12 protein-coding genes are annotated in these 22,277 nt (G+C 64.9%); 1 reads left to right on the forward strand and 11 read right to left on the reverse strand.

The features are described from left to right. Nucleotides 1–7: 7 nt before the first annotated feature. From AC1RUR_RS35760 to AC1RUR_RS35775, 4 genes are read right to left on the reverse strand one after another with little or no spacing between them, the layout of a single operon-like run. Nucleotides 8–3,115: an efflux RND transporter permease subunit gene (locus AC1RUR_RS35760; protein ID WP_492852830.1), complete on the reverse strand. Its 3,108-nt coding sequence runs from the start codon at nucleotides 3,113–3,115 to the stop codon at nucleotides 8–10. Next, on the reverse strand, nucleotides 3,115–6,264 hold the full coding sequence (locus tag AC1RUR_RS35765; protein WP_492852831.1) for an efflux RND transporter permease subunit: 3,150 nt from the start codon (nucleotides 6,262–6,264) through the stop codon (nucleotides 3,115–3,117). The genes AC1RUR_RS35760 and AC1RUR_RS35765 overlap by 1 nt, the downstream gene beginning before the upstream one ends. A 36-nt stretch (nucleotides 6,265–6,300) precedes the next feature. Continuing rightward, nucleotides 6,301–7,704: an efflux RND transporter periplasmic adaptor subunit gene (locus tag AC1RUR_RS35770; protein WP_492852832.1), complete on the reverse strand. Its 1,404-nt coding sequence runs from the start codon at nucleotides 7,702–7,704 to the stop codon at nucleotides 6,301–6,303. After that, on the reverse strand, nucleotides 7,694–9,145 hold the full coding sequence (locus AC1RUR_RS35775; RefSeq protein WP_492852833.1) for an efflux transporter outer membrane subunit: 1,452 nt from the start codon (nucleotides 9,143–9,145) through the stop codon (nucleotides 7,694–7,696). The genes AC1RUR_RS35770 and AC1RUR_RS35775 overlap by 11 nt, the downstream gene beginning before the upstream one ends. Before the next feature lie 829 nt (nucleotides 9,146–9,974). Here AC1RUR_RS35775 and AC1RUR_RS35780 point away from each other — a divergent pair. Beyond that, complete coding sequence (locus tag AC1RUR_RS35780; RefSeq protein ID WP_492852834.1) at nucleotides 9,975–11,009, forward strand: cysteine synthase A; 1,035 nt, start codon at nucleotides 9,975–9,977, stop codon at nucleotides 11,007–11,009. A 14-nt stretch (nucleotides 11,010–11,023) separates the two neighbouring features. On the opposite strand, the gene AC1RUR_RS35785 is transcribed toward AC1RUR_RS35780, so the two are convergent. The 7 genes from AC1RUR_RS35785 to AC1RUR_RS35815 form a co-directional block, all read right to left on the reverse strand. Further along, on the reverse strand, nucleotides 11,024–11,557 hold the full coding sequence (locus tag AC1RUR_RS35785; protein WP_492852835.1) for a DUF805 domain-containing protein: 534 nt from the start codon (nucleotides 11,555–11,557) through the stop codon (nucleotides 11,024–11,026). A gap of 136 nt (nucleotides 11,558–11,693) precedes the next feature. After that, complete coding sequence (locus tag AC1RUR_RS35790) at nucleotides 11,694–13,931, reverse strand: O-linked N-acetylglucosamine transferase family protein (protein ID WP_492852836.1); 2,238 nt, start codon at nucleotides 13,929–13,931, stop codon at nucleotides 11,694–11,696. A 138-nt stretch (nucleotides 13,932–14,069) separates the two neighbouring features. Next, on the reverse strand, nucleotides 14,070–16,313 hold the full coding sequence (locus tag AC1RUR_RS35795; protein ID WP_492852837.1) for an O-linked N-acetylglucosamine transferase, SPINDLY family protein: 2,244 nt from the start codon (nucleotides 16,311–16,313) through the stop codon (nucleotides 14,070–14,072). A gap of 132 nt (nucleotides 16,314–16,445) precedes the next feature. Continuing rightward, on the reverse strand, nucleotides 16,446–18,686 hold the full coding sequence (locus AC1RUR_RS35800) for an O-linked N-acetylglucosamine transferase family protein (RefSeq protein ID WP_492852838.1): 2,241 nt from the start codon (nucleotides 18,684–18,686) through the stop codon (nucleotides 16,446–16,448). A 100-nt stretch (nucleotides 18,687–18,786) separates the two neighbouring features. Beyond that, nucleotides 18,787–19,527 (reverse strand): amino acid ABC transporter ATP-binding protein, encoded by a 741-nt coding sequence (locus AC1RUR_RS35805; RefSeq protein WP_492852839.1) that lies wholly within the window; start codon nucleotides 19,525–19,527, stop codon nucleotides 18,787–18,789. Nucleotides 19,528–19,538: 11 nt separating this feature from the next. After that, nucleotides 19,539–21,059 (reverse strand): amino acid ABC transporter permease, encoded by a 1,521-nt coding sequence (locus AC1RUR_RS35810; protein ID WP_492852840.1) that lies wholly within the window; start codon nucleotides 21,057–21,059, stop codon nucleotides 19,539–19,541. Next, complete coding sequence (locus tag AC1RUR_RS35815; protein WP_492852841.1) at nucleotides 21,056–22,261, reverse strand: amino acid ABC transporter permease; 1,206 nt, start codon at nucleotides 22,259–22,261, stop codon at nucleotides 21,056–21,058. The genes AC1RUR_RS35810 and AC1RUR_RS35815 overlap by 4 nt, the downstream gene beginning before the upstream one ends. Between the last annotated feature and the right edge of the window lie 16 nt (nucleotides 22,262–22,277).

The following is a 22,277-nucleotide window of genomic DNA, read 5'->3' on the forward strand; positions in this document are numbered from 1 at the left end:
CAACAACCTATTCCGCCGGCGCCGCCAGCGGGCGCGGCGCGGAACGGCGGCGCAGGCGGTCGATCAGCAGGTAGATCACGGGCGTGGTGTAGAGCGTCAGGATCTGCGAGACGAACAGGCCGCCGATGATGGTGATGCCGAGCGGGCGCCGCAGCTCCGTGCCCGGTCCGGTCGCGACGACCAGCGGAATGCCGGCGAACAGCGCCGCCATCGTCGTCATCAGGATGGGGCGGAAGCGCGCCTGGCAGGCTTCGAAGATCGCCTCAGCCGAGGACAGCCCACGCTGACGCTCGGCGTCGAGCGCGAAGTCCACCATCATGATGCCGTTCTTCTTGACGATGCCGATCAGGAGGATGATGCCGACAAAGGCGATCACCGTCAGCGGTGTGTTGGTGATCTGCAAGGCCAGCAGCGCGCCGAGGCCGGCCGAGGGCAGCGTCGAGATGATCGTGAGCGGATGGGCGAGGCTCTCATAGAGCACGCCGAGCACGATATACATCGCCACCAACGCGCCGAGGATCAGCAGCGGCTGGCGGCCGCTGGTCCTGGCGAAATCTCCGGCATTGCCGTCGAAGCTGCCGCGGATTCCTTCCGGCATGTGCAGCTCCTCGACCGCGCGCTGGATGTTCTGCGTGGCGGCCTGGAGCGGCACATCGGGCAGCAGGTTGAACGACACCGTGGTCGAGGGAAACGACTGCGAGTGATAGACCGCGAGCGCGGCGAGCCCGCGCGTCACGCGCACCACGGCCGACAGCGGCACCTGCGCGTCGCTCGCGCCTGCGACGTAGATGCGCTCGAGGTTGGAGGGATCGACCTGGAATTTCGGGTCGATCTCCAGCACGGTCATGTACTGGTTGCGCTGGGTGTAGATGATCAAAATCTGCCGCTGCGAGAATGCGTTGTTCAGCGCATTGTCGATGTCCTGAACCCTGACGCCGAGCGCCGAGGCCTTCTGGCGGTCGATGGCGAGCGTCAGCTGAAGCCCGCCGGGGTCGCGGTCGCTGGAGATGTCGGTGATGCCCTCGACGCTCTCCATGCGCTTGGCCACGATCGGCGCCCATTGCTGCAACAGGCCGAGATCGGTGCTGGAGAGCGTGTACTGGTAGTCGGAATCGCTCTGCCGCCCGCCGGCGCGCACGTCCTGCGCTGCGAACATGAAGAGGCGGATGCCGGGCACCGGGAACAGCGCCCGCCTGAGACGGTCGATCACCACCTGCGTCGAGACGTGGTCGCGCTCCTCCGGCGGCTTCAGGCTGATGAACATGGTGCCGCGGTTCGAGGTCGCCGCCCCCGGGCCCCCGCCTCCGCTGCCGACGGTCGAGCCGATGCCGGCCACGGCCGGATCCTGCATCACGATGTCCGCGAGCCGCTGCTGGAGGCCGAGCATCGACTGGAACGAGATGTCGGCCGAGGCCCGCGTCGCACCGATGATGAAGCCGGAATCGTCGGTCGGGAAATAGCCCTTGGGCACCTTGACGTAGAGCGTCACCGTGAGGCCGATGGTGGCGAAGAACACCACCAGCGTCAGCAGCGGATATTCCAGAACCGTGCGCAAGCTGCGGGCGTAGAAGGCCACGATGCGCGACAGCGAGCCCTCGATCAGGCGGTCGAACAGCGTCGCGGTGCCGGAGGTGGTCTGCCGGATGTAATGCGCGCAGATCATCGGCGTGACCGTCAGCGACACCAGCGTCGAGACCAGGATCGCGAAAGTGAGCGTCAGCGAGAATTCGCGCAGCAGGCGGCCGACGATGCCGTCCATGAAGATCAGCGGAGTGAAGGCGGCAATCAGCGACAGGCTGATCGACACCACGGTGAAGCCGATCTGCTTGGCGCCCTCCAGCGCTGCCTGGAACGGCCGCATGCCATGCTCGAGGTTGCGGTACATGTTCTCGATCATGACGATGGCGTCGTCGACCACGAAACCGACGGAGATGGCAAGCGCCATCAGCGACAGATTGTCGATCGAGAAGCCCGCGACCCACATCCCGGCGCAGGTGCCGGCCAGCGCCAGCGGCACCGAGATGCCGGCCGCGATCGTCGGCGTGATGCGGCGCAGGAACACGAACACGACGACCATCACCAGGACGGCCGTCGCCAGCAGCGTCCATTGCATGTCCAGCACACTGGCGCGGATCGTAGTGGTGCGGTCGACCAGGGTAGATATGTCCACGCCGGCCGGGATCCACTGCTTCAGCTCGGGGATCAGCGCCTTCACACGGTCGACGGTGTCGATGACATTGGCATCGCCCTGCTTGGTGATCTGGATCAGCACGGCCGGCTGCTTGTTGAACCAGGCGATCGAGCGGGCGTTACGGACGGAGTCCTCGATCTCCGCGACGTCGGCAAGCCGGACGAAATTGCCGTTGGAGCTCTTGATGACGATGTCGCGGAACTCTTTCGCCGTACGCATCTGCTTGTTCAGCGACAGCGTCTCGCTCTGGCGCTCGCCATTGAAGATGCCGACGGGGCCCAGCGGGTTGGCGTTGATGATCGCGGTCCTGACGTCGTCGGTCGCGATGCCGGCGTTCGACAGCGCGACGGGATTGATCTGCACCCGAACCGCCGGCTGGTCGGCGCCGGAGACGGTCACGTCGCCGACACCCGGCACCTGCGAGATGCGCTGCGCGATCACCGTATCGGCGACGTCGTAGATCGCGCTTGCGGACAGCGTCTTCGAGGTCAGCGCCAGCACGAAGACGGGGGCACCGGCGGTGTTGGCCTTGCGAAAGCGCGGCAGCGTCGGCAGGTCGCTCGGCAGGTCGACCAGCGAGGCGTTGATCGCCGCCTGCACGTCGCGCGCGGCCTTGTCGATGTTGCGGCCGATGTCGAACTGGAGCTGGATGTTGGAGATGCCGAGCGACGACGTCGAGGTGATCTGGTTGATGCCCGATATCTCACCGAGCCGCCGCTCCAGCGGCGAGGCCACCGTCGCCGCCATTACGGACGGATCGGCGCCGGGCCGGCTGGCCGAGACGAAGATGGCGGGGAAGTCGACGTTCGGGACAGAGGCGACGGGCAAGAACTCGTAGGCGACGACACCCAGCAGGAACAATCCGATCGACAGCAGCGTGGTCGCGACCGGGCGGCGGATGAAGGGCTCCGAGATCGATGCCATCACTGCATCCCCTCGGTCGCGCCCGCGACCGGCGGGCCGCCGGGCTCGGCCGGCGGCAGCGCCTGCTCGAGGCGGCGGTTGATGCGGTCGAGCGCGAGGTAGATCACGGGCGTGGTGTAGAGCGTCAGGAGCTGGCTCAGCAGCAGGCCGCCGATGATGGAGATGCCGAGCGGGAAACGCAGCTCGGCGCCGGTGCCACTTTCGATCGCCAGCGGCAGCGCGCCGAACAGCGCCGCCAGCGTCGTCATCATGATCGGACGGAAGCGCAACAGGCACGCCTGCACGATCGCCTCCTGCGGCGGCATGCCCTGCCCGCGCTCGGCTTCCAGCGCGAAGTCGATCATCATGATCGCGTTCTTCTTGACGATGCCCATCAACAGGATGATGCCGATCAGGCCGATCACCGAGAGGTCCTGCCCGCACAGCATCAGCGCCAGGATCGCGCCGACGCCGGCCGAGGGCAGCGTCGACAGGATGGTGATCGGATGGATGTAGCTCTCGTAGAGCACGCCGAGCACGATGTAGATCGTGATGACGGCGGCGAGCAGCAGCCAGGGCTGGCCGGCGAGTGCCTTGGCGAATTCGGCGGCGTCGCCGGCATAGACCCCGACGATGCTGTTGGGCATTTCGATTCGGGTCTCGATCGTCTTCACGGCTTCGACGGCATCGCCGAGGGCCGCGCCCGGGGCTAGGTTGAAGCTGAGCGAGATCGCCGGGAATTGCGCCTGGTGCGAGATCGCCAGCGGCGCCGTGGTGCGCTTCAGCGTCGCCACCGCCGACAGCGGCACCTGAGCGTTGGGCGCGCCGACGGTGGCGCTGGCGGCGCCCGGCAGATAGAGCTTTGACAGGATCGAGGGATCGCGCTGGTACATCGGCAACGCCTCCAGCACGACGCGGTACTGGTTGGCCTGACCGTAGATGGTCGAGATCTGCCGCTGCGCGAAGGCGTCATTCAGCGTATCGGTGATTCCCTGCAGGCTCACGCCGAGCTGGCCCGCCCGCGTTCGATCCACGTCGAGCTGGGCCCGCAGGCCGCCTTCCTGCGCTTCCGAGGAGACGTCGCGGAACAAGGGATCGCGCCGCATCTCCGCAACCAGCTTGCGCGCCCATTCCGACACCAGCGCCGCGTCGGTGCCGGTCAGCGTGTACTGGTATTGCGAGCGGCTCGACTGGGTCGAGATCTGCACATCCTGCACCGGCTGGAAATAGACGGTCATGCCGGGGATGCCCGCCACCCTCTCCTTCAACCGGGTCACGACCACGCTGACATCGTCACGCCGCTCGCCGCGCGGTTTCAAGGTCATGACGAGACGGCCGACATTGGTGGTCGGGTTGACCGAGCCGGCGCCGATCACCGAGACGACGCCGACCACGTCAGGATCGGCCTTGATGGCATCGGCCGCCTCGGCCTGCCGCTTCTGCATCTCCGCGAACGAGACGTCGGGCCCGGCCTCCGTCACCGCCGTGATCGAGGCGGTGTCCTGAAGCGGCAGGAAGCCCTTCGGCGCCACGACGTAGAGAACGAGGGTTGCGATCAGCGTGGCGAAGGTCACCACCAGCGTGGCGCGCTGGCGCTCCAGCACCCAGAGCAGCGTCCGGTGATAGAATTCGACGGTCCGGTCGATGAAGCGGCTGACGGCGGCGAGGCCCGGCACCGCCAGTTCCTCATGGGCATGCTTCAGCAGCCGCGAGCACATCATCGGCGTCAGCGTCAGCGAGACCACGGCCGAGGTCACGACCGCAATCGTCAGGGTCAGCGCGAATTCGCGGAACATGCGCCCGACCAGGCCCGACATGAACAAGAGCGGGATGAACACCGCGATCAGCGACACCGTCAGCGAGATCACCGTGAAGCCGATTTCGCTGGCACCCTTCAGCGAGGCTTCCATCGGGCCGTCGCCGTTCTCCATGTGGCGGACGATGTTCTCGATCATCACGATGGCGTCGTCGACGACGAAGCCGGTGCCGATCGTGAGCGCCATCAGCGACAGATTGTCGAGGCTGAAGCCCGCAAAATACATGATGCCGAAGCTCGTGATCAGCGACAGCGGCAGCGCCACGCCGGCGATCAGCGTGGCCCTGAGCGAGCGCAGGAACAACAACACCACCAGCGTCACCAGCACGACGCTGAGGATCAGCGTGAACTGCACGTCACGCACCGAGGCACGAATGGTGACGGTGCGGTCGGAGACGATGGTGAGGTTCACGCCGGCCGGAATCGCGCGCTGGACCTTGGGGATTTCGGCGCGGATCTGGCTGACCACGTCGATGACATTGGCGCCGGGCTGGCGCTGGATGTCGATGATGACGGCCGGCGAGCCCTGATACCAGCCGCCGGTGCGGTCGTTTTCGAGGCCATCGACGATCTGCGCGACATCGGCGATCGTGACCGGCGAGCCGTTGCGGTAGGCGATGATCACAGGCTTGTAGGCGTCGGCGGCGGCGATCTGGTCGTTGGCGGCGATGATGTAGGATTGCTGCGCGCCGTCGAGCGAGCCCTTCGGCCCCGAAACGTTGGCATTGGAAATGGCGGTGCGCAAATCTTCCATGGCGATGCCATAGGCCGCGAGCCGCGCAAGGTCCGCCTGGATACGCACGGCCGGCTTGAGCCCGCCGAGCACGGAGACGCGCCCGACGCCGGAGATCTGGCTCAATCGCTGCGCCAGAAGCGTATCGGCGATGTCGCTCATCGCGCGCAGCGAGATGGTGTCCGAGCGCAGCGCGAGCGTCATCACGGGAGCATCGGCCGGGTTCACCTTGGCGTAGGTCGGCGGATAAGGCAGCGTCTTGGGGAGCACGCCAGCTGCGGCGTTGATGGCCGCCTGCACGTCCTGGGTGGCGCCGTCGATGTCGCGGTTGAGGTCGAACTGGAGCGAGATCTGGCTGACGCCGAACGAGCTCGTCGAGTTCATCGCGGACAGTGACGGGATCTGCCCGAGTTGCCGCTCCAGCGGCGCCGTGATCAGCGAGGCGATGACGTCGGGGCTCGCGCCCGGCAGCTGGGTCGTCACCTGCACGGTCGGAAAGTCGACCTGCGGCAGCGCCGAGACCGGCAAAGCGAAATAACCGAGTGCGCCGCCGATCAGCAGCGCGATGCCGAGCAGTGAGGTCGCGATGGGACGGCGGATGAAGGGTTCGGAGACACCCATGGGATGCGCCTGCCGCTCAGGCGGCTGTTGTCGGGATCATGGCTGCTTGGCTCCACTTCCCGATGCCCCCGGCCCCGGTGCCGGTCCGGTCTGTCCCTTCTGGTCGCCTTCGCTGCTGCTCCGCTTGGCGCGAAGCTCGCCGTCCTTGCCCCGTCCTTCCTTTTGTCCTTCCTTTTGCCCCTCCTTGGCGCCGTCCTTTTTCTGAGCGTCCGGCCCGCGCGAGCGCTTGCGCGGGGCAAGATCCGCCGACGGCGTCTGGTCGTCGCGGCCGACGACGACCTTGGAGCCGTCGGACAGATTGGCAAAGCCGGTCGTGACGACGCGGTCGCTCGGCGACAGGCCGCTGGCGATCACCGCGTCATGCTCGTTCTGCTGCGTCACCGTCACGGGCTTGGCCGAGACCACATTGTCCTCGCCGATGACATAGCTGAAGGTGCCGATCGGGCCGCGCTGCACCGCCGATGTCGGCACCACCACCGCCTTCATCAAGGTCTCGACCTTGAGGCGGACGTTGACGAACTGGCCCGGCCAGAGCTGGTAGTTGGCGTTGGGGAATTCCGCCTTCAGCTTGAGCGTACCGGTGGTCTGGTCGACCTGGTTGTCGATGCCGGTGAGCTTGCCGGTGTCGATCACGGTGATGCCGTCATTGCCGAACACATCGACGGCGAGCGTGCCCTTCGAGGCTGCAGCGTTGACGCGCATGATCTGCTGCTGCGGCAGGCTGAACCACACCGCGATCGGCTGCAATTGCGTGATCACCACGAGCCCGGTGGTATCGGACGCGTGGATGATGTTGCCCTGGTCGACCTGGCGCAGGCCGGTACGCCCGGAGATCGGCGCCACGATCTTGGTGTAGCTGAGCGTCGCCGCCGCATTGTCGATCGCGGCCTGGTCGGCCTTGACCAGCGCCTCAGTCTGCGCGACCAGCGCGCGCTGCGTGTCGGCCTGCTGCTTGGAGCCGGCATTGGAGGCGGCGAGCTGCTCGTAGCGCGTCAGATCGATGCGCTGGTTGGCGAGCTGCGCCTGGTCCTGCGCCTTCTTGGCGACCGCCTGGTCATACGTCGCCTGATAGAGCGCAGGATCGATCTCGCCGACGACGTCGCCCTTCTTGACGTCCTGGCCTTCGGTGAAGTTGACCGCGATCAGCTTGCCGTCGACCTGCGAGCGCACGGTCACGGTGTTGAGCGCGCGGATCGCGCCGACGCCGTCGAGATAGACAGGCACGTCCTGGACGCGGGGCGTCGTCGCCAGCACCGGCACCGGCAAATCGGGACGCTGGTTGCGGTTGTTCGCCTGCTGCTGGTGCATCACGGTCCAGCCGACATAGCCGAGGCCGCCGAGGATCGCGAGCGTGATCAGGGTCATCACGAGACCGCGGCCGCGCGACCTCTTCGCCGCCCCCTCCTTCGCGCCTTGCTTGTTATCCGGCTTAAAGAGCATTGACCGGTTTCTCCATCCTCGGCTCCCAGCCGCCACCGAGCGCCTGATACAGGCTGACGATCGCGAGGAGCCGTGCGAGTTGGGCCTGCGACAGCGCGTCTTCCGCCGTAAACAGGGTCAGCTGGGTGTTGAGCACGGTGACGATGTCGGCGGTGCCGGCACGCAATTGCTGCTCCGACAGATCGAACGCGCGCCGCGAGGCGGTGACGACATCGCGCTGCAATTGCAGCTTGATCGTGGTCTGCTTGATCGAGAACAGCGCATTGTCGACGTCGGCAAAGGACTGGATGATGGTCTTGCGGTAGGTCTGGAGCAACTCGTCCTGCCGCGCCTTGGCATATTCGAAATTGCCGAGGATCTTGCCGCCATCGAAGATCGGCTGCGTCGCGCTGCCGACCAGCTGGAAGAACGCAGCATGCGGCTGGAACAGCGACACCAGCGCCGAGCTCTGATAGCCGCCATTGCCGGTGAGCTGGATGGTCGGGAAGAACTGCGCGCGGGCATTGCCGATGTTCGCGGTGGCGGATGCAAGCTGCGCCTCCTGCCGGCGAATGTCCGGCCGCTGGGTCAGCAGCTCGGACGGCAGGCCGGGCGTCACGCGCGGGATCGCGATCCTGTTCAGCGAGCCGCCGAGCACGCGCACGCTCTCCGGCGGCCGCGACACCAGCACGGCAAGTGCGTTGACGTTCTGGTCGAGCGTCTGGCGCAGCGGCGGCACCAGGGCCTTCTGGTTCGCCAGCACGCTCTCCTGCTGGGCGACGTCGAGATCGGTGCCGGTGCCGGCCTTGCGGCGCTCCCTGACGGCATCGAGAATGCGCTGCGCGCTCGCGATGTTGCGCTGTGAGGTCCTGATGCGGTCCTGCGAGGTCAGCACCTGGAAATAGGCGTTGGCAACGGCCGCCAGCGTCGTCAGCGCGACCGTGTCACGATCGAAACGGTTGGCATTCGCGGTCTCTTCCGCCGTTTGGAGTGCGTCACGGTTCTGGCCCCAGAAGTCGAGCTGGTAGCTCGCACTCAGCGAGGCCTGGTAGTTGACGACCTCGCGGCCGCCATTGGTGAGCCCCGAGGCGGAGGAACCGGAGGTGCGCGAATAGGTCTCCTGTCCAGTGCCGGACAGACTCGGCAGCAGCGCCGCGCCCGCCTGCCGCGCCTGCGCGTCGGCCTGGACGATGCGCGCGACTGCGGCCGCAATGTCGAGATTGACGGTCTGCGCCTCTTCCATCAGCTGCGTCAGCTCGGTGGAACGGAAGCCGCGCCACCAGTCCAGCAACGGCGGCGCATCCCCCTTGCCGGCGTATTTGTACTGCGTGGGAACATCGAGCGCGGGATCCGGAAGGTCCTGCGTCAGCACGCAGGCGCCTGAACTGGCCGCAAGGCCCAACACCGCAAGCCAGCGCGCCGCGCGACGCGTCCGGGACCCAGAACCTAGAGACCGCCGCATGGCGATCACCGGACCATGTTGTATCACATCCACCCCCCGCCGGGCAGATCGAGCCGCCGCCGCGCAGCCGGATTAGCCGATTCGCGGCGGAACAGTCGGGGGGCTTTCTGCAACTCGTTCACAGGTGATGCTTTCGGCGGAACCTTGAGCTTCATACTAGCCGGGCGCGGAACTGCGGGACAGTCCCGCAGCTGCGAGATGGCGGCCCCCGCGCCGCGAGACCGAGACTGCAGAAATGCAAAAGATGACTGTCTTGCAGTGATCTTTCGAAGTTTGATGTGGCCGAAATGCGTGATCAAGCTTACCAAGATTTCATGTGATATTGCCGCCACACCCGCGCGGGAGCCGTGTTGATCCGGCTGCATAGCTCGGTAACACGCTCCAGGTGGTTCCGACGTCACCTCAAAGCCTGGCCGGACCACTCTTGCGAGCCCGTCAATGATCACGAACGAATGACGCTGCCGTGCAGCTCTGGTCCCCGCCTTGCGCGCCATTCAATTTCTCAGCGGACTCATGCTCCGCCAAGGCGGCTTGCTCCGGCGGCTTGCGCCTCTTATCGGCTCGTCTCGTACTCAATGAAGTTTGGCAACGACTCCCGCTCATGACGAGCATTATCTTCCCTGCCTTGACGGATGTCGGAGATAACATTCCACGGATGTCCGGCGTCGCGCGCCGGGCGGCGTCTCCGCTGATCTCTCCTCCGGATTATGGTTGTCCGCAGCTCGATTTCGACCGGTTTCGCCGCAGCGCAAAAGCCTTCCCCTTTGGCCTCCCAGGCACTAGGTTCTGGCCAATCTGATCAACCCCTTGCCAGTGATTTCCCCCTGACATGACCATTCGAAATGACGTTGTCGAAGCCATCGGCAACACCCCGCTGATCAAGCTCCAGCGCGCCTCGGAGGCGACCGGCTGCACCATTCTGGGGAAGGCCGAATTCATGAATCCCGGCCAGTCTGTGAAGGACCGTGCCGGCAAGTGGATGATCCTTGAGGCCGAGAAGCGCGGCGAGCTCAAGCCCGGCGGTCTCGTGGTGGAAGCAACCGCCGGCAATACCGGCATCGGGCTTGCGGTCGTGGCCAGCGCGCGCGGCTATCGCACGCTGATCGTGATCCCGGAGACGCAGAGCCAGGAGAAGAAGGACTTTCTGAAGCTGTGCGGCGCCGAGCTGATCGAGGTGCCGGCCCTTCCTTACGCCAATCCCAACAACTACCAGCATGTCGGCCGCAGGCTTGCCGACGAGCTGCGCAAGACCGAGCCCAACGGCGTGCTGTTCGCCGACCAGTGGAACAATCTCGACAATGCGAAGGCGCATTACGAGTCCACCGGGCCGGAGATCTGGCAGCAGACCGGCGGCAAGGTCGACGGGTTCGTCTGCTCGGTCGGCAGCGGCGGTACGCTCGCCGGCATCAGCCGCTATCTGAAGGAGAAGAACAAGACCATCCGGATCGCCTGCGCCGACCCGCATGGCGCCGGGATGTTCGAGTATTTCAGGACCGGCGAAGCCAAGGCGACGCCGGGCGGCTCGATCACGGAGGGCATCGGCCTCAACCGGGCGACCGCGATCGTCGAGAGCGCGAAGGTCGACGACGCCTATCTCATTCCCGACACCGACGCCGTCACGGTGATCTACGACCTGCTCCAGCACGAGGGCCTGTGCCTCGGCGGCTCCACCGGGATCAACATTGCGGGCGCGATGCGGCTCGCAAGACAGCTCGGGCCGGGCAAGACCATCGTCACCGTGCTCTGCGATTCCGGCAGCCGCTATCAGTCAAAGCTGTTCAACGCGGACTTCATGCGCGCCAAGAACCTGCCGGTGCCGGAATGGCTGGAGAAGCGCAGCAACATCAAGCCGCCGTTCGCCTAGCTTCACCCGTTCGGTCAACTCCAGGTCGGCCGCGGCGCCCCCTGCGACACGCGGGCCAGACGCTCGTTCGACGGCGAGGGCCTGGTCTCGTGCGCGCGCGACTGGAAGGGATTGCCGGCCGAGCCTTCACTGTCGGCGCTCGGCCAGAACGTGAGGGCGAGCATCAGCGCGAGATTGACCAGCCCGCCGACGACAGTGCCCTGATGCCCTTGCCCGATCGCCCAGGCCGGAAACCGGCCCGCAACGCCGTGATCGACGATCATGAGCGCGATCCAGGCCGGGATCACGCAGACCGGATCCCAGCCGATGTCGCGGATGCGCATCGATTGCAGCGTGAAGGTCGCAAGTCCGAAGAACACCACGGCAGCGATGATCGCCCGGCTGTTCAGGAGCTCTTCCGGTCGGATCATGGCGGGCGAGGTATCGCGGACGACGACCATCGCGATCGCAAAGCAGATCGCGGTCATCACAACCGCAAGCGCGATCGAGGCCAGGAAGAAATGCAGGCGCCCGAGACGGGCGTTGAGTCCGAACACGAAACCGAGCATTGGCGCACCTTTTTGGCGCCATATGCCCAGCAATAGCTTTCGGAGCCATAAACCGCGGCGACTGCACGCCGGGCCATGGTTTCCCGAAAGCTAAAACGATCCCTGCAATTCGAGGCGTCCGTGCCGGCCGACCGCGTCAAGCGCCCTCGCCGTCCTTCGCAGCAACGGCACAATAATCGCGCCAGAACTGGCGATAACCCGCCTCGACCCTGCGGGTGTAGACTTCGACATTGCCGGCGGACGAGGCTGCGATCCGGGCCGGCAACTCCGCGCGCAACTTCGCCAGATGGGCCGGCTGCGCCGCATATCTGCGTGCGATCTCGGCATAGCCCTCGTCATCCTCGGCGACCCAGTCGTCAAGACCGACCGCCGCCACGATCGAGCCGCCGGCGCGTGAGGAGGCACCGTTGCCGAGCTTGGCCACGACCGGAACGCCCGCATAGAGGGATTCCCAGGTGCTGACGCCGCCGTTCTGCGGGAACGTATCGAGGGATATGTCGACTTCCGCAAAGGCCAGCAGGTGCTCGTGGCGCGGTGTCGAGCCCATGCAGACGACGCTCTCTTCGGCAATGCCCTCCGCCACGAACCGCGCAATCAGGCGGTCGCGCACCAATGGATCGTCGAGCAGGGTATGTTTGATGATGATCTTCGATCCGGTCACCTCGCGCATCACCTTCGACCACACGCGGATGGCCTCGTCCGAGATCTTGGAGGTGCGGTTGAACACGCCGAAGGTTACATGGCCGTTGCGGAGCATGGGCGGCTCCGAAGGCGGCACGTCCAGGATGGGATCGGTCGTGATCAGGCACGGCAAGTCATGGACCTTTTCGGTCAGCAAGTGGCGCGCCGATTGCGGGATGAAGATCGGATCCGCGAGCACGTAGTCCATGGTCCGAAGGCCGGTACCGGTCGCGTGCCCGAAGCCCGTGACCTGGATCGGGGCCGGCTTGCGGGCGAAGACCTGGAGCCTGTTGCCCGACGAATGCCCCGAAACGTCGATCAGGATGTCGACCTTGTCGGCCTGGATACGATCAGCCAGTTCGTCGTCGAACATCTTCCAGGCGTCGACCCAGACGTCCGCCGCTGACCTGAACTCGGCGGTCACCTCATCTCGTGTCGGCGAACACGAATAACAGACGATCTCGAACCCGGCATGATCGTGATGGCGCAGCACCGGCAACAGGCCGAATGCCGCCGAGTGGTACCAGAATTCAGAGGAAACATAGCCGATCACGATCCGCCTGTCGGGGTCGAGCAGCCGGGGCGAGAGCTTCCTTTGCGGCACTCTGGCGCCGATCAGTTCACCCCAAGACTTTCGCGTTGCCTGCTGGACCGCGAAATCGGCGTCGGAGAGAAAGTCCAGAAAGTAGATCTTCCGCGCGACCAAATCCGGATCCGGCGAGATCGCCAGCGCCGCATCGAGATGCTCGATTGCGGAGGCGATCTCTCCCTGATTTGCACAACAGGAGCTCAGCAGCGCCAGCGCGATCGTGGAACGTGGATTTTCCTGCAGCAAGGTCGTGCAGGCCAGGATCGCCTGCGCGGTGTTCCCCATGCCAAGCGACGCCTCGGCCTTGCCTCGCAAGGCCACTTCGAACCGGGGCGAAATCGCCAGCGCCGCATCGAAGTCCGCTGCCGCCTGCTCCATCCGCGACAGCGCCAAATTGAGGCGTCCGCGTTGCGCCAGAATCTTCGCCGAACCGGGCTTGATCGTGAGCGCCGCTGCGAGCGCGGCTTCCGCTTCATCGTAGTGCTTGAGCTCGATACCGACCACGCCTTTGCCGACAAGGGCTTCGACGTGGCGCGGCTGAAACAACAGGGTGCGATCGAAGCTCTCCCTGGCGCGGTCGAACTGCCGCAGCGCCAGCTCCGCCATGCCACGATTGCAAAGCGCATCGACATAGTCGGGCTTCAGTTTGAGCGCGCGATTGTACAGCTCGACGGCCTGTTCCGGCAGGTTCATCTGGAGCAACGTATTGCCGAGGCCGGTCAGGGCCGGTGGAAAATTCGGCTTCAGCGCGATCGCCTTCTCCTGACATGCGCGGGCGGCTTCGAATTTCTGAAGGGCGACGTACACGGACGCGAGATTGTTCAGGGCCTCATGCGAACGCGGATCGATCGCGATCGCGCGTTCGAGCAGCTGTTGCGCCTCTTCCAGGCGCCCACCCTGTTGCACGCACACGCCGAGCAGGTGCGTGGCGTCGAAATGTTCCGGAACGGCTTGCAGGATCTGGCGGCAGAGCGCCTCGGTCTCCGCATACCTGCCCTGGCCATAGGCGCTTGCCGCGGCAGAGATGACGGCGTCCGCCTGCTTCTTCAACTTCTTCTGCAACCGCGCATTCTGGAATGCGCGCGCGCCGGCGCTGCTCTGCAAGGTGTCTCTCCGGAGATGGCCCGGCAAGAGTCTAGCTGATTCGCGTGCCTGGCCGGCCGGCGGACCGGCAACACCCCGGCATATCCCGGGGCTCACCCCGGAATCCGGCTCCGGAACCGCGTGGAGCGTCTGGCCCGCCTATGCCGTGTCGTCGCTTTCCGAGGCGGTAGCACAATAGTCGCGCCAGAACTGGCGATAACCCGCTTCGAGCTGACGCGTGTAGATCTCGACATTGCCGGCGGGCGAGGCTGCGATCTGAGCCGGCAATCCCGCCCGCAACTTCGCCAGATGCTCGGGCTGCGATGCAAATTTGCAGGCGATCTCGACATAACCCTCGTCATCCTCGGCGACCCAGTCGGCAAGACCGACGGCGGCCACGATGGAGGCGCCGGCACGCGAAGAGGCTCCAATGCCGAGCTTGGCGACCACGGGAACGCCCTTGTAGAGGGATTCCCAGGTGCTGATGCCGCCATTCTGCGGGAACGTGTCGAGCGAGATATCGATCTTGTCAAAGGCCATCAGGTGGTCGTCGCGCGAGGTGGTGCCGAGGCACGTGATGTTCTCCTCGGCGATGCCCTGTGCCACGAAGCGAGCGACCAGGCCATCGCGCAGCAGGGGATCATCGAGCAAACCATGCTTGAGAACGATCTTGGATCCCTGCACCTGCCGCATGATGAGCGACCACACACGGATCGCATCATCCGATATCTTGTAGATGCGGTTGAACACGCCGAAGGTGACGTAGCCGTTGCGAAGCATCGGCAGCTCCGAGGGCTGCAGATTGGTGACAGGCTCCATCGTGATCAGGCACGGCAGATCGTAGATCTTTTCGGCAAACAAGTGCCGGACCGGCGGCGGAATAAAAACGGGATCCGCAAGCACATAGTCCATGGTCGGCATGCCCGTGCCCGTCGCGTGACCGAAGCCGGTGGCCTGGATCGGGGCCGGCTTCCGCGCGAAGACCTGCAACCGGTTACCGGTTGTGTGGCCCGATACGTCGATCAGGATGTCGACATTGTCAGCCTCAATCCGATCGGCGAGTTCGTCGTCCGAAAGGTCCCAGGCATCGACCCAGACGTCCGCCATCGACTTGAACATGGCGGTGTACTCGTCCGCTCCCGGCCAGGAGTAATAGCAGATGATCTTGAACTTGGCGTGATCATGATGGCGCAGCACCGGCAGCAAGGTCAGGCCCGCCGAGTGTTGCCGGAACTCGGCCGCGACATAGCCGACCACAATCTGCTTGTCCGGATCGAGCGGCCGCTTCGGCAGCTCCCTTCGCGGCACCTTGGAGCCGATCTGATCCCACCAGGATTTGCGCACCGCCTGCTGGACAACGAAATCGGCCTCGGCGCGGTAGTCCTCCAGGAAGATCTTTCCCCTGATCGCGTCCCCATAGTCCGGTCGGAGCGCCAGCGCGCGATCGAGGTATTCGATCGCGGTATCCATGTCGCCTTGGTTCGAATAAGCGAAGCCCATCAGCGCCATTCCCATCTCGGAGCGCGGATTTCGCTCGATCAGGGTCGTCGCTGCCGCCATCGCCTGCGCTGTCTTTCCCATCACGAGACAGGTCTGAGCCTTGCCCCGGAGCGCGAGCTCAAGCTTTGGCGAGATCGCGAGCGCCGCCTCGAAATCTGCAAGCGCGGGCTCCAGGCGCTGCAATTCGTAACTGAGCCGCCCGCGCTGGGCCAGGATCCGGGGCGCGCCGGGCTTGATCGCAAGCGCCGTGGCAAACTTGGCGGCGGCCTCGTCGTGGTGTCGGAGCTCCATGCTGACCATGCCGCTGCCGACGATGGCCTCGGCGTGACGCGGCTGAAACAGCAAAGCGCGATCGAAACTGTCCTTGGCGCGCATGACCTGCCCAAGCACGATCTCGACCATGCCACGGTTGCAGAGCGCATCAGCATAATCCGGCTTCAGCTTGATGGCGCGCTCGTGCATCTCGAGCGCCTGCTCGTACTGTCCCATATGCATCAGGGTGTTGCCGAGATTGGTGAGCGCGACCGCGAAATTCGGCTTCAGCGCGATCGCCCTCTCCTGGCAGCGCCGCGCCTCCTCGTAATTGCCGAGGTCGAAATGCACGGTCGCGAGGTTGTTGTGGGCATCGTGCAGGCGCGGATCGAGCGCAATCACACGCTCCAGCAGTTCTTTCGCCTCCTCGAGGCGCCGGCCGTCATGGGCGCACATGCCCAGCAGGTGGATGGCGTCGACATGATCCGGGAGCGCTTTCAGGATCTCGCGGCACAGCGCTTCGGTCTCGGCATATCGGCCCTGGCCATAAGCGTTCGCCGCAGCGGAGATGACGGCATCGGCCTGCTTCATCAATTTCTTCTGCAGTCGCGCGTTCTGGAATGCGCGCGCGCCGCCGCCGCTCTTCTGCAAGGTGTCTCTCCGGAGGATGGATGGCCTTAGGAAGAGTCTAACTGATTCGCGGCCGAGGCCGGCCGATCGGCTGGACCGGCGCCCCCCGGGATTTCCCGGTGCCCAGCGCAGGATCCGGCGCAGCTGCCCTGCCTACGCGACGTCTCCGCCTCCCGAGGCCGCGGCACAATAGTCCCGCCAGAACTGGCGATAGCCCGCCTCGACCTCGCGCGTGTAGATCTCGACGTTGCCGGCTGGCGAATTCGCGATCTGAGCCGGCAGATCCGCGCGCAGCTTCGCCAGATGAGCGGGCTGCGCCGCATATTTGCAGGCGATCGCGGCATAACCCGCCTCGTCATCGGCGACCCAGTCGTCAAGACCGACGGCCGCCACGATCGATCCGCCGGCGCGCGACGAGGAGCCGTTGCCGAGCTTGGCGACGACCGGAACGCCCGCATAGAGCGATTCCCAGGTGCTGATGCCGCCGTTCTGCGGGAAGGTATCGAGCGAAATGTCGACATTCGCAAAGGCGCGCAGATGGTCGGTGCGCGAGGTCGTGCCCATGCAGATGACGTTCGCCTCAGCAATGCCCTGTGCCACGAACCTCGCGATCAGGCGGTCGCGCAGCATGGGATCGTCAAGCAGCCCGTTCTTGATGATGATCTTTGATCCCGTCACCTCGCGCATGACTTTCGACCACACCCGGATTGCATCGTCCGAAATCTTGAAGATCCGGTTGAACACGCCGAAGGTCACATGGCCGTTGCGGAGCATGGGAAGCTCCGAAGGCGGCACATCCAGGATGGGATCGATCGTGATCAGGCTCGGCAGGTCATGGACCTTTTCGGCCAGCAGATGGCGCGCCGACTGCGGAATGAAGATCGGATCCGCAAGCACGTAGTCCATGGTCTGAAGACCCGTACCCGTCGCGTGCCCGAAACCCGTGACCTGGATGGGGGCCGGCTTGCGGGCGAAGACATGGAGCCGGTTGCCGGTCGTATGCCCGGACACATCGATCAGAATATCGATCCCGTCAGCCTGGATACGATCGGCCAGTTCGTCGTCCGAAAACTGCGCGGCCTCGACCCAGACGTCTGCGCAAGCCTTGAATTTCTCGGTCATCCCGTCCTGCAACGGCCAGCAGGAATAGCAGACGATCTTGAACTTGGCGTGATCATGATGGCGCATCACCGGCAACAGGGAGTACGCCGCCGAATGCTGCCTGAATTCGGAGGCGACATATCCGATCACGATCCGTCTGTCCGGATCGAGATCGCGCGGCGACAGCGTCCTTTGCGGGAGTTTGGCGCCGATCTGATCCCACCAGTATTTTCGTGCCGCCTGCTGGACCACGAAATCGGCCTCCGGCAGATAATCCAGCACGAAAATCTTGTATCCGATGGCCTCGGGAAAGTCCGGCGCGATCGCCAGCGCCGCATCGAGATATTCGAGCGCCGTCGCGATGTCTCCCTGGTTCGCATAGCAGGAGGCCAGCAGCGACATGCCCGCCTCGGATTGCGGATTGACCTCGAGCAGGGTCTTGGCGCCCGCCATCGCCCCCGCCGTGTTCCTCACCATGATGTCGACTTGCGCCCTCCAGCACAGCGCGAGCTCGTTCCGTGGTGATAGCGCCAGCGCTGCGTCGAAATCCGCTGCCGCCCGCTGCAGCCGGGACAGAGTGAGATTGAGCCGTCCGCGCTGCACCAGAATCCGCGGCGACCCCGGCTTGAGCGCGAGCGCTGCGTCGAGCGCCGCCTCCGCCTGCTCGAAGTGCCGGAATTCCAGGCTCACCATTCCCCTGCCCGCGATCGCTTCCGCGTGATGCGGCTGAAGCGACAGGGCGCGATCGAAGCTCTCCCCGGCACGCGCGAACTGGCCGATCATCAGCTGCGCCATGCCACGATTGCAAAATGCATCGACATAGTCCGGCTTCAGCCTGATCGCGCGTTCGTGCAGCTCGATCGCCTCCTTGGCGAGGCCGAGGTGCAGCAGCGTATTGCCGAGGTTTGTCAGGGTGATCGGACAATTCGGCTTCAGCGCAATGGCCTTCTCCTGGCATGCGCGGGCGTCCTTGAACTTCTGGAGATCGAAATACACGGCCCCGAGATTGCCATGGGCATCGGGCGAACGCGGGTCGAGCGCGACCGCGCGCTCGAGCAGGAATTGCGCGTCATCGAGCCGCCGGCCCTCAAATGCGCACAGACCGAACAGATGCGTGGCGTGGAAATGATCCGGAACCTCTTTCAAGACTTCGCGGCAGAACATCTCGACCTCGTCAAATCTGCCCTGCCCGAGCGCCTCGATCGCGAACGACATCACGGCGTCCGCCTGCTTCCTCAACTGCTTTTCCAGTCGCGCATTCTGGTAGGCGCGCGCACCGACACTGCTCTGCAAGGTCTCTCTCCGGAGGATGATCCGAAAAGAGGCAAGCTGATTCGCATGGTGCGAAGCTGGTGGGTCGGTCAGGCCGGCGAGGCCGCCGGATTGCAGGTGCTCACCGCAGGATCTGGCTCAGGAACAGTTTTGTGCGGGCGTGCTGGGGGGCGGCAAAGAACTCGTTCGGGGTGTTGGCCTCGATGATCTGGCCGGCGTCCATGAACACGACCCGGTTGGCGACCTCGCGGGCAAAGCCCATTTCGTGGGTCACGACCAGCATGGTCATGCCCTCCTCGGCGAGGTCGACCATGGTGTCGAGAACCTCCTTGACCATTTCGGGGTCGAGCGCCGAGGTCGGCTCGTCGAACAGCATGACTTTCGGGTTCATGGTCAGGGCGCGCGCGATGGCGACGCGCTGCTGCTGGCCGCCGGACATCTGGCCCGGAAACTTGTTGGCCTGGTGCGGGATCTTGACCCGCTCCAGGAATTTCATCGCGGTCGCTTCCGCATCCTTCTTGGGGATGTTGCGCACCCAGATCGGCGCCAGCGTGCAATTGTCCAGAACCGTCAGATGCGGGAACAGGTTGAAGCTCTGGAACACCATGCCGACCTCGCGGCGCACCGCGTCGATGTGCTTGAGGTTCGGTCCGAGCTCGATGCCGTCGACGACGATCTCGCCCTCCTGGAATTCCTCCAGTGCATTGATGCAGCGGATCAGTGTCGACTTGCCCGAGCCCGACGGGCCGCAGATCACGATGCGCTCGCCCTTTTTGACGTCGAGATCGATGTCGCGCAGCACGTGAAATTCGCCGTACCATTTGTTCAGGCCGGAAATCTTGACGATGGGGCTATCGGACATGGTGAGCTCGATCAGTTGCGGCGGTGGGCGTTGAGGCGGTGCTCGACGAACAGCGAGTAGCGTGACATTCCGAAGCAGAACAGAAAATAGATGATCCCGGCGAAGGCAAATCCGGTGAACGCGGTCGACGGCGTCGACCATTTCGGATCCGAGAACGAGGCACGAAGCGAGCCCAGGAGGTCGAACAGCGCCACGATCGAGACCAGCGAGGTGTCCTTGAACAGCGAGATGAAGCTGTTGACGAGGTTCGGAATGACGTGGCGCAGCGCCTGCGGCAGCACGATCAGCGAGGTCGTCTTCCACCAGGACAGCCCCAGGGCGGCCGCCGCCTCGCCCTGCCCGCGCGGGATGGCAGCGAGCCCGCCGCGGACGTTCTCGGCCTGATAGGCGCCCGTGAACAGCGCAATCCCGATCAGCGCGCGCACGAGGCCGTCGACCGTGAAATTACCCGGCAGGAACAGGGGCAGCATGTAGGTGGCGAAGAACAGCACGGTGATCAGCGGCACGCCGCGCCAGAACTCGATGAAGGCGATCGAGAAGATCCGGATCAGCGGGATGGTGGAGCGACGGCCGAGCGCCAGTGCGATGCCGATCGGCAACGAGGTGACGATGCCGGTGACGGAGACCACCAGCGTCACCAGCAGGCCGCCCCACAAATTCGTCAATACGATGGGCAGTCCGCCGTGGTCGAGCCCCATCAGCTTGATGACGATCGCAATGGCAATGAAGGTCGCAAGGCACGAGGCGAGCGCGCGCCAGCCGGCGCGCAGGCCGCCGCCGAGAAAGAAGACGATCAGGGAAACGACGACCGTCGTGATCGCGAAATCGGTCCAGACCGCCTGACCCGAGACCTGGATCTGGTCGCGCAGCCAGGTCAGCGGGAAGATCAGCCAATGGAGCGCCGTGCCGACCAGCACGACCAGGCTGCCGACGACCCACAACAGCGGCGCGATCGCCGAGGTCTTGCTGAGACTGAGCAGGACCTGTCCAGCGCCGATGATGCTCTCGTCGAACAGCTGCAGCAGGCTGGCAGCCCAGCTCAGGCCAAAGCCGGAGATGCCGCCGCCGCGCAGCAGGAAGAAGGCGACAACGGGCAAGGCGAAGAAGAACAGCCCCGCGCTGAGCCCCTTCGCCGGCAGGCGCGGAACCAGCAACGGCACCAGCAGGACCGCCGCCAGGACGAACGTGAGGTTGACCCGCCAGCGCTCGGCCTCCGGATAGAAGCCATAGATCAGCTGCGGCAGCTTGGCCTGGATGTAGGGCCAGCAGGCGCCGACCACAAATCCCGCATTCTCGGGCAGGCAGGCCGCGCGATCCTGGCCGGTCCAGACCGCATCGACCAACAGAAACTTGGCCGAGGGAATGATGGTGAACCAGAGCAGCAAGGCGCCGAGGATCGTGAGCAGGATGTTGGTCGGCGAATTGAACAGGCGCGTGCGCACCCAGCCAACGAATCCTGTGGTCTTCACCGGCGCAGGACGCTCGCTGACGAGGTCGTCACGCACGAAGGAGGACGAGGTGATATCGGTCATGCGCCCAGACTCCGGCTGACGCGCCAGCCGTAGACGCTCATGACGGCGCTGGTGACGAGCGAGATCAGGAGATAGACGCCCATCGTCATGGCGATGATCTCGATCGCCTGCCCGGTCTGGCTCAGCGAGGTGCCGGCGAACACCGAGACGAGGTCAGGATAGCCGATGGCGACTGCCAGCGAAGAATTCTTGGTGAGGTTGAGATACTGGTTGGTCAGCGGCGGAACGATGACGCGCATCGCCTGCGGCACGACGATCAGCCGAAGCGTGCTGCCGCGGCTGAGGCCCAGCGAGGATCCCGCCTCCATCTGTCCCTTGTGCACGGACAGGATGCCGGCGCGCACGATCTCGGCGATGAAGGCGGCGGTATAGGTCGCCAAGGCGACCGTCAGCGCCACGAACTCCGGAATGATGCGCGAGCCGCCGGCGAAATTGAAGCCCTTGAGCTGCGGCAGCTCGAAGCTGAAGGGCAGACCGAACACCAGCATCGTGACCAGCGGCAGGCCGATCAGCAGGCCCAGCACATAAGGCCAGATGCGGATCACCTGCCCCCGCTGGAACAGCGCGCGCCGCGCATGGAAGCGCAATGCCAGCGAGGCCACGATGCCGAACGCCAGCACCGCCAGGAACGGCTCGAAGCCGCCCTCGCCGATCGGGCGGGGAATGACGAGGCCGCGATTGCTGACGAAGGCGAGGCCGAACAGCGAAATGCTCTGCCGCGGATTTGGCAGGGCCGCGAGCACTGCCAGGTACCAGAACAGGATCTGGAACAGCAGCGGCAGGTTGCGGATGATCTCGACATAGAGCTCGCCGATCCGCGACAGCAGCCAGTTGGGCGACAGCCGGCACAGCGCGATGACGAAGCCGATCACGGTGGCGAAGAATATGCCGACCACCGAGACCACGAGCGTGTTCAGGAGCCCGACCACGAACACGCGCAGGAACGTGTCCGAGCCGGTGTAGGAGATCAGGGTCTGGTTGACGTCGAAGCCGGCATTGTTCCTGAGGAAGCCGAAGCCGGCGGCAATATGCTGGTTTTCGAGGTTGGCGCGGGCGTTCGAGACGATCTCGTAGCCGATCCAGCCCAGGATCGCCGCGAAGGCAAACTGGACGGCGACGCCGTTCCAGCCTGCCTTGCCGCCCAGAATGCGCCGGATCTTCAGCGCGATCTGGGCCGGCGGTTTTCGAGCCTCGGTGCTCATGGCCGCGCGCCGCCGA

The organism is Bradyrhizobium sp. GW821-FHT12B03, assembly GCF_058807535.1.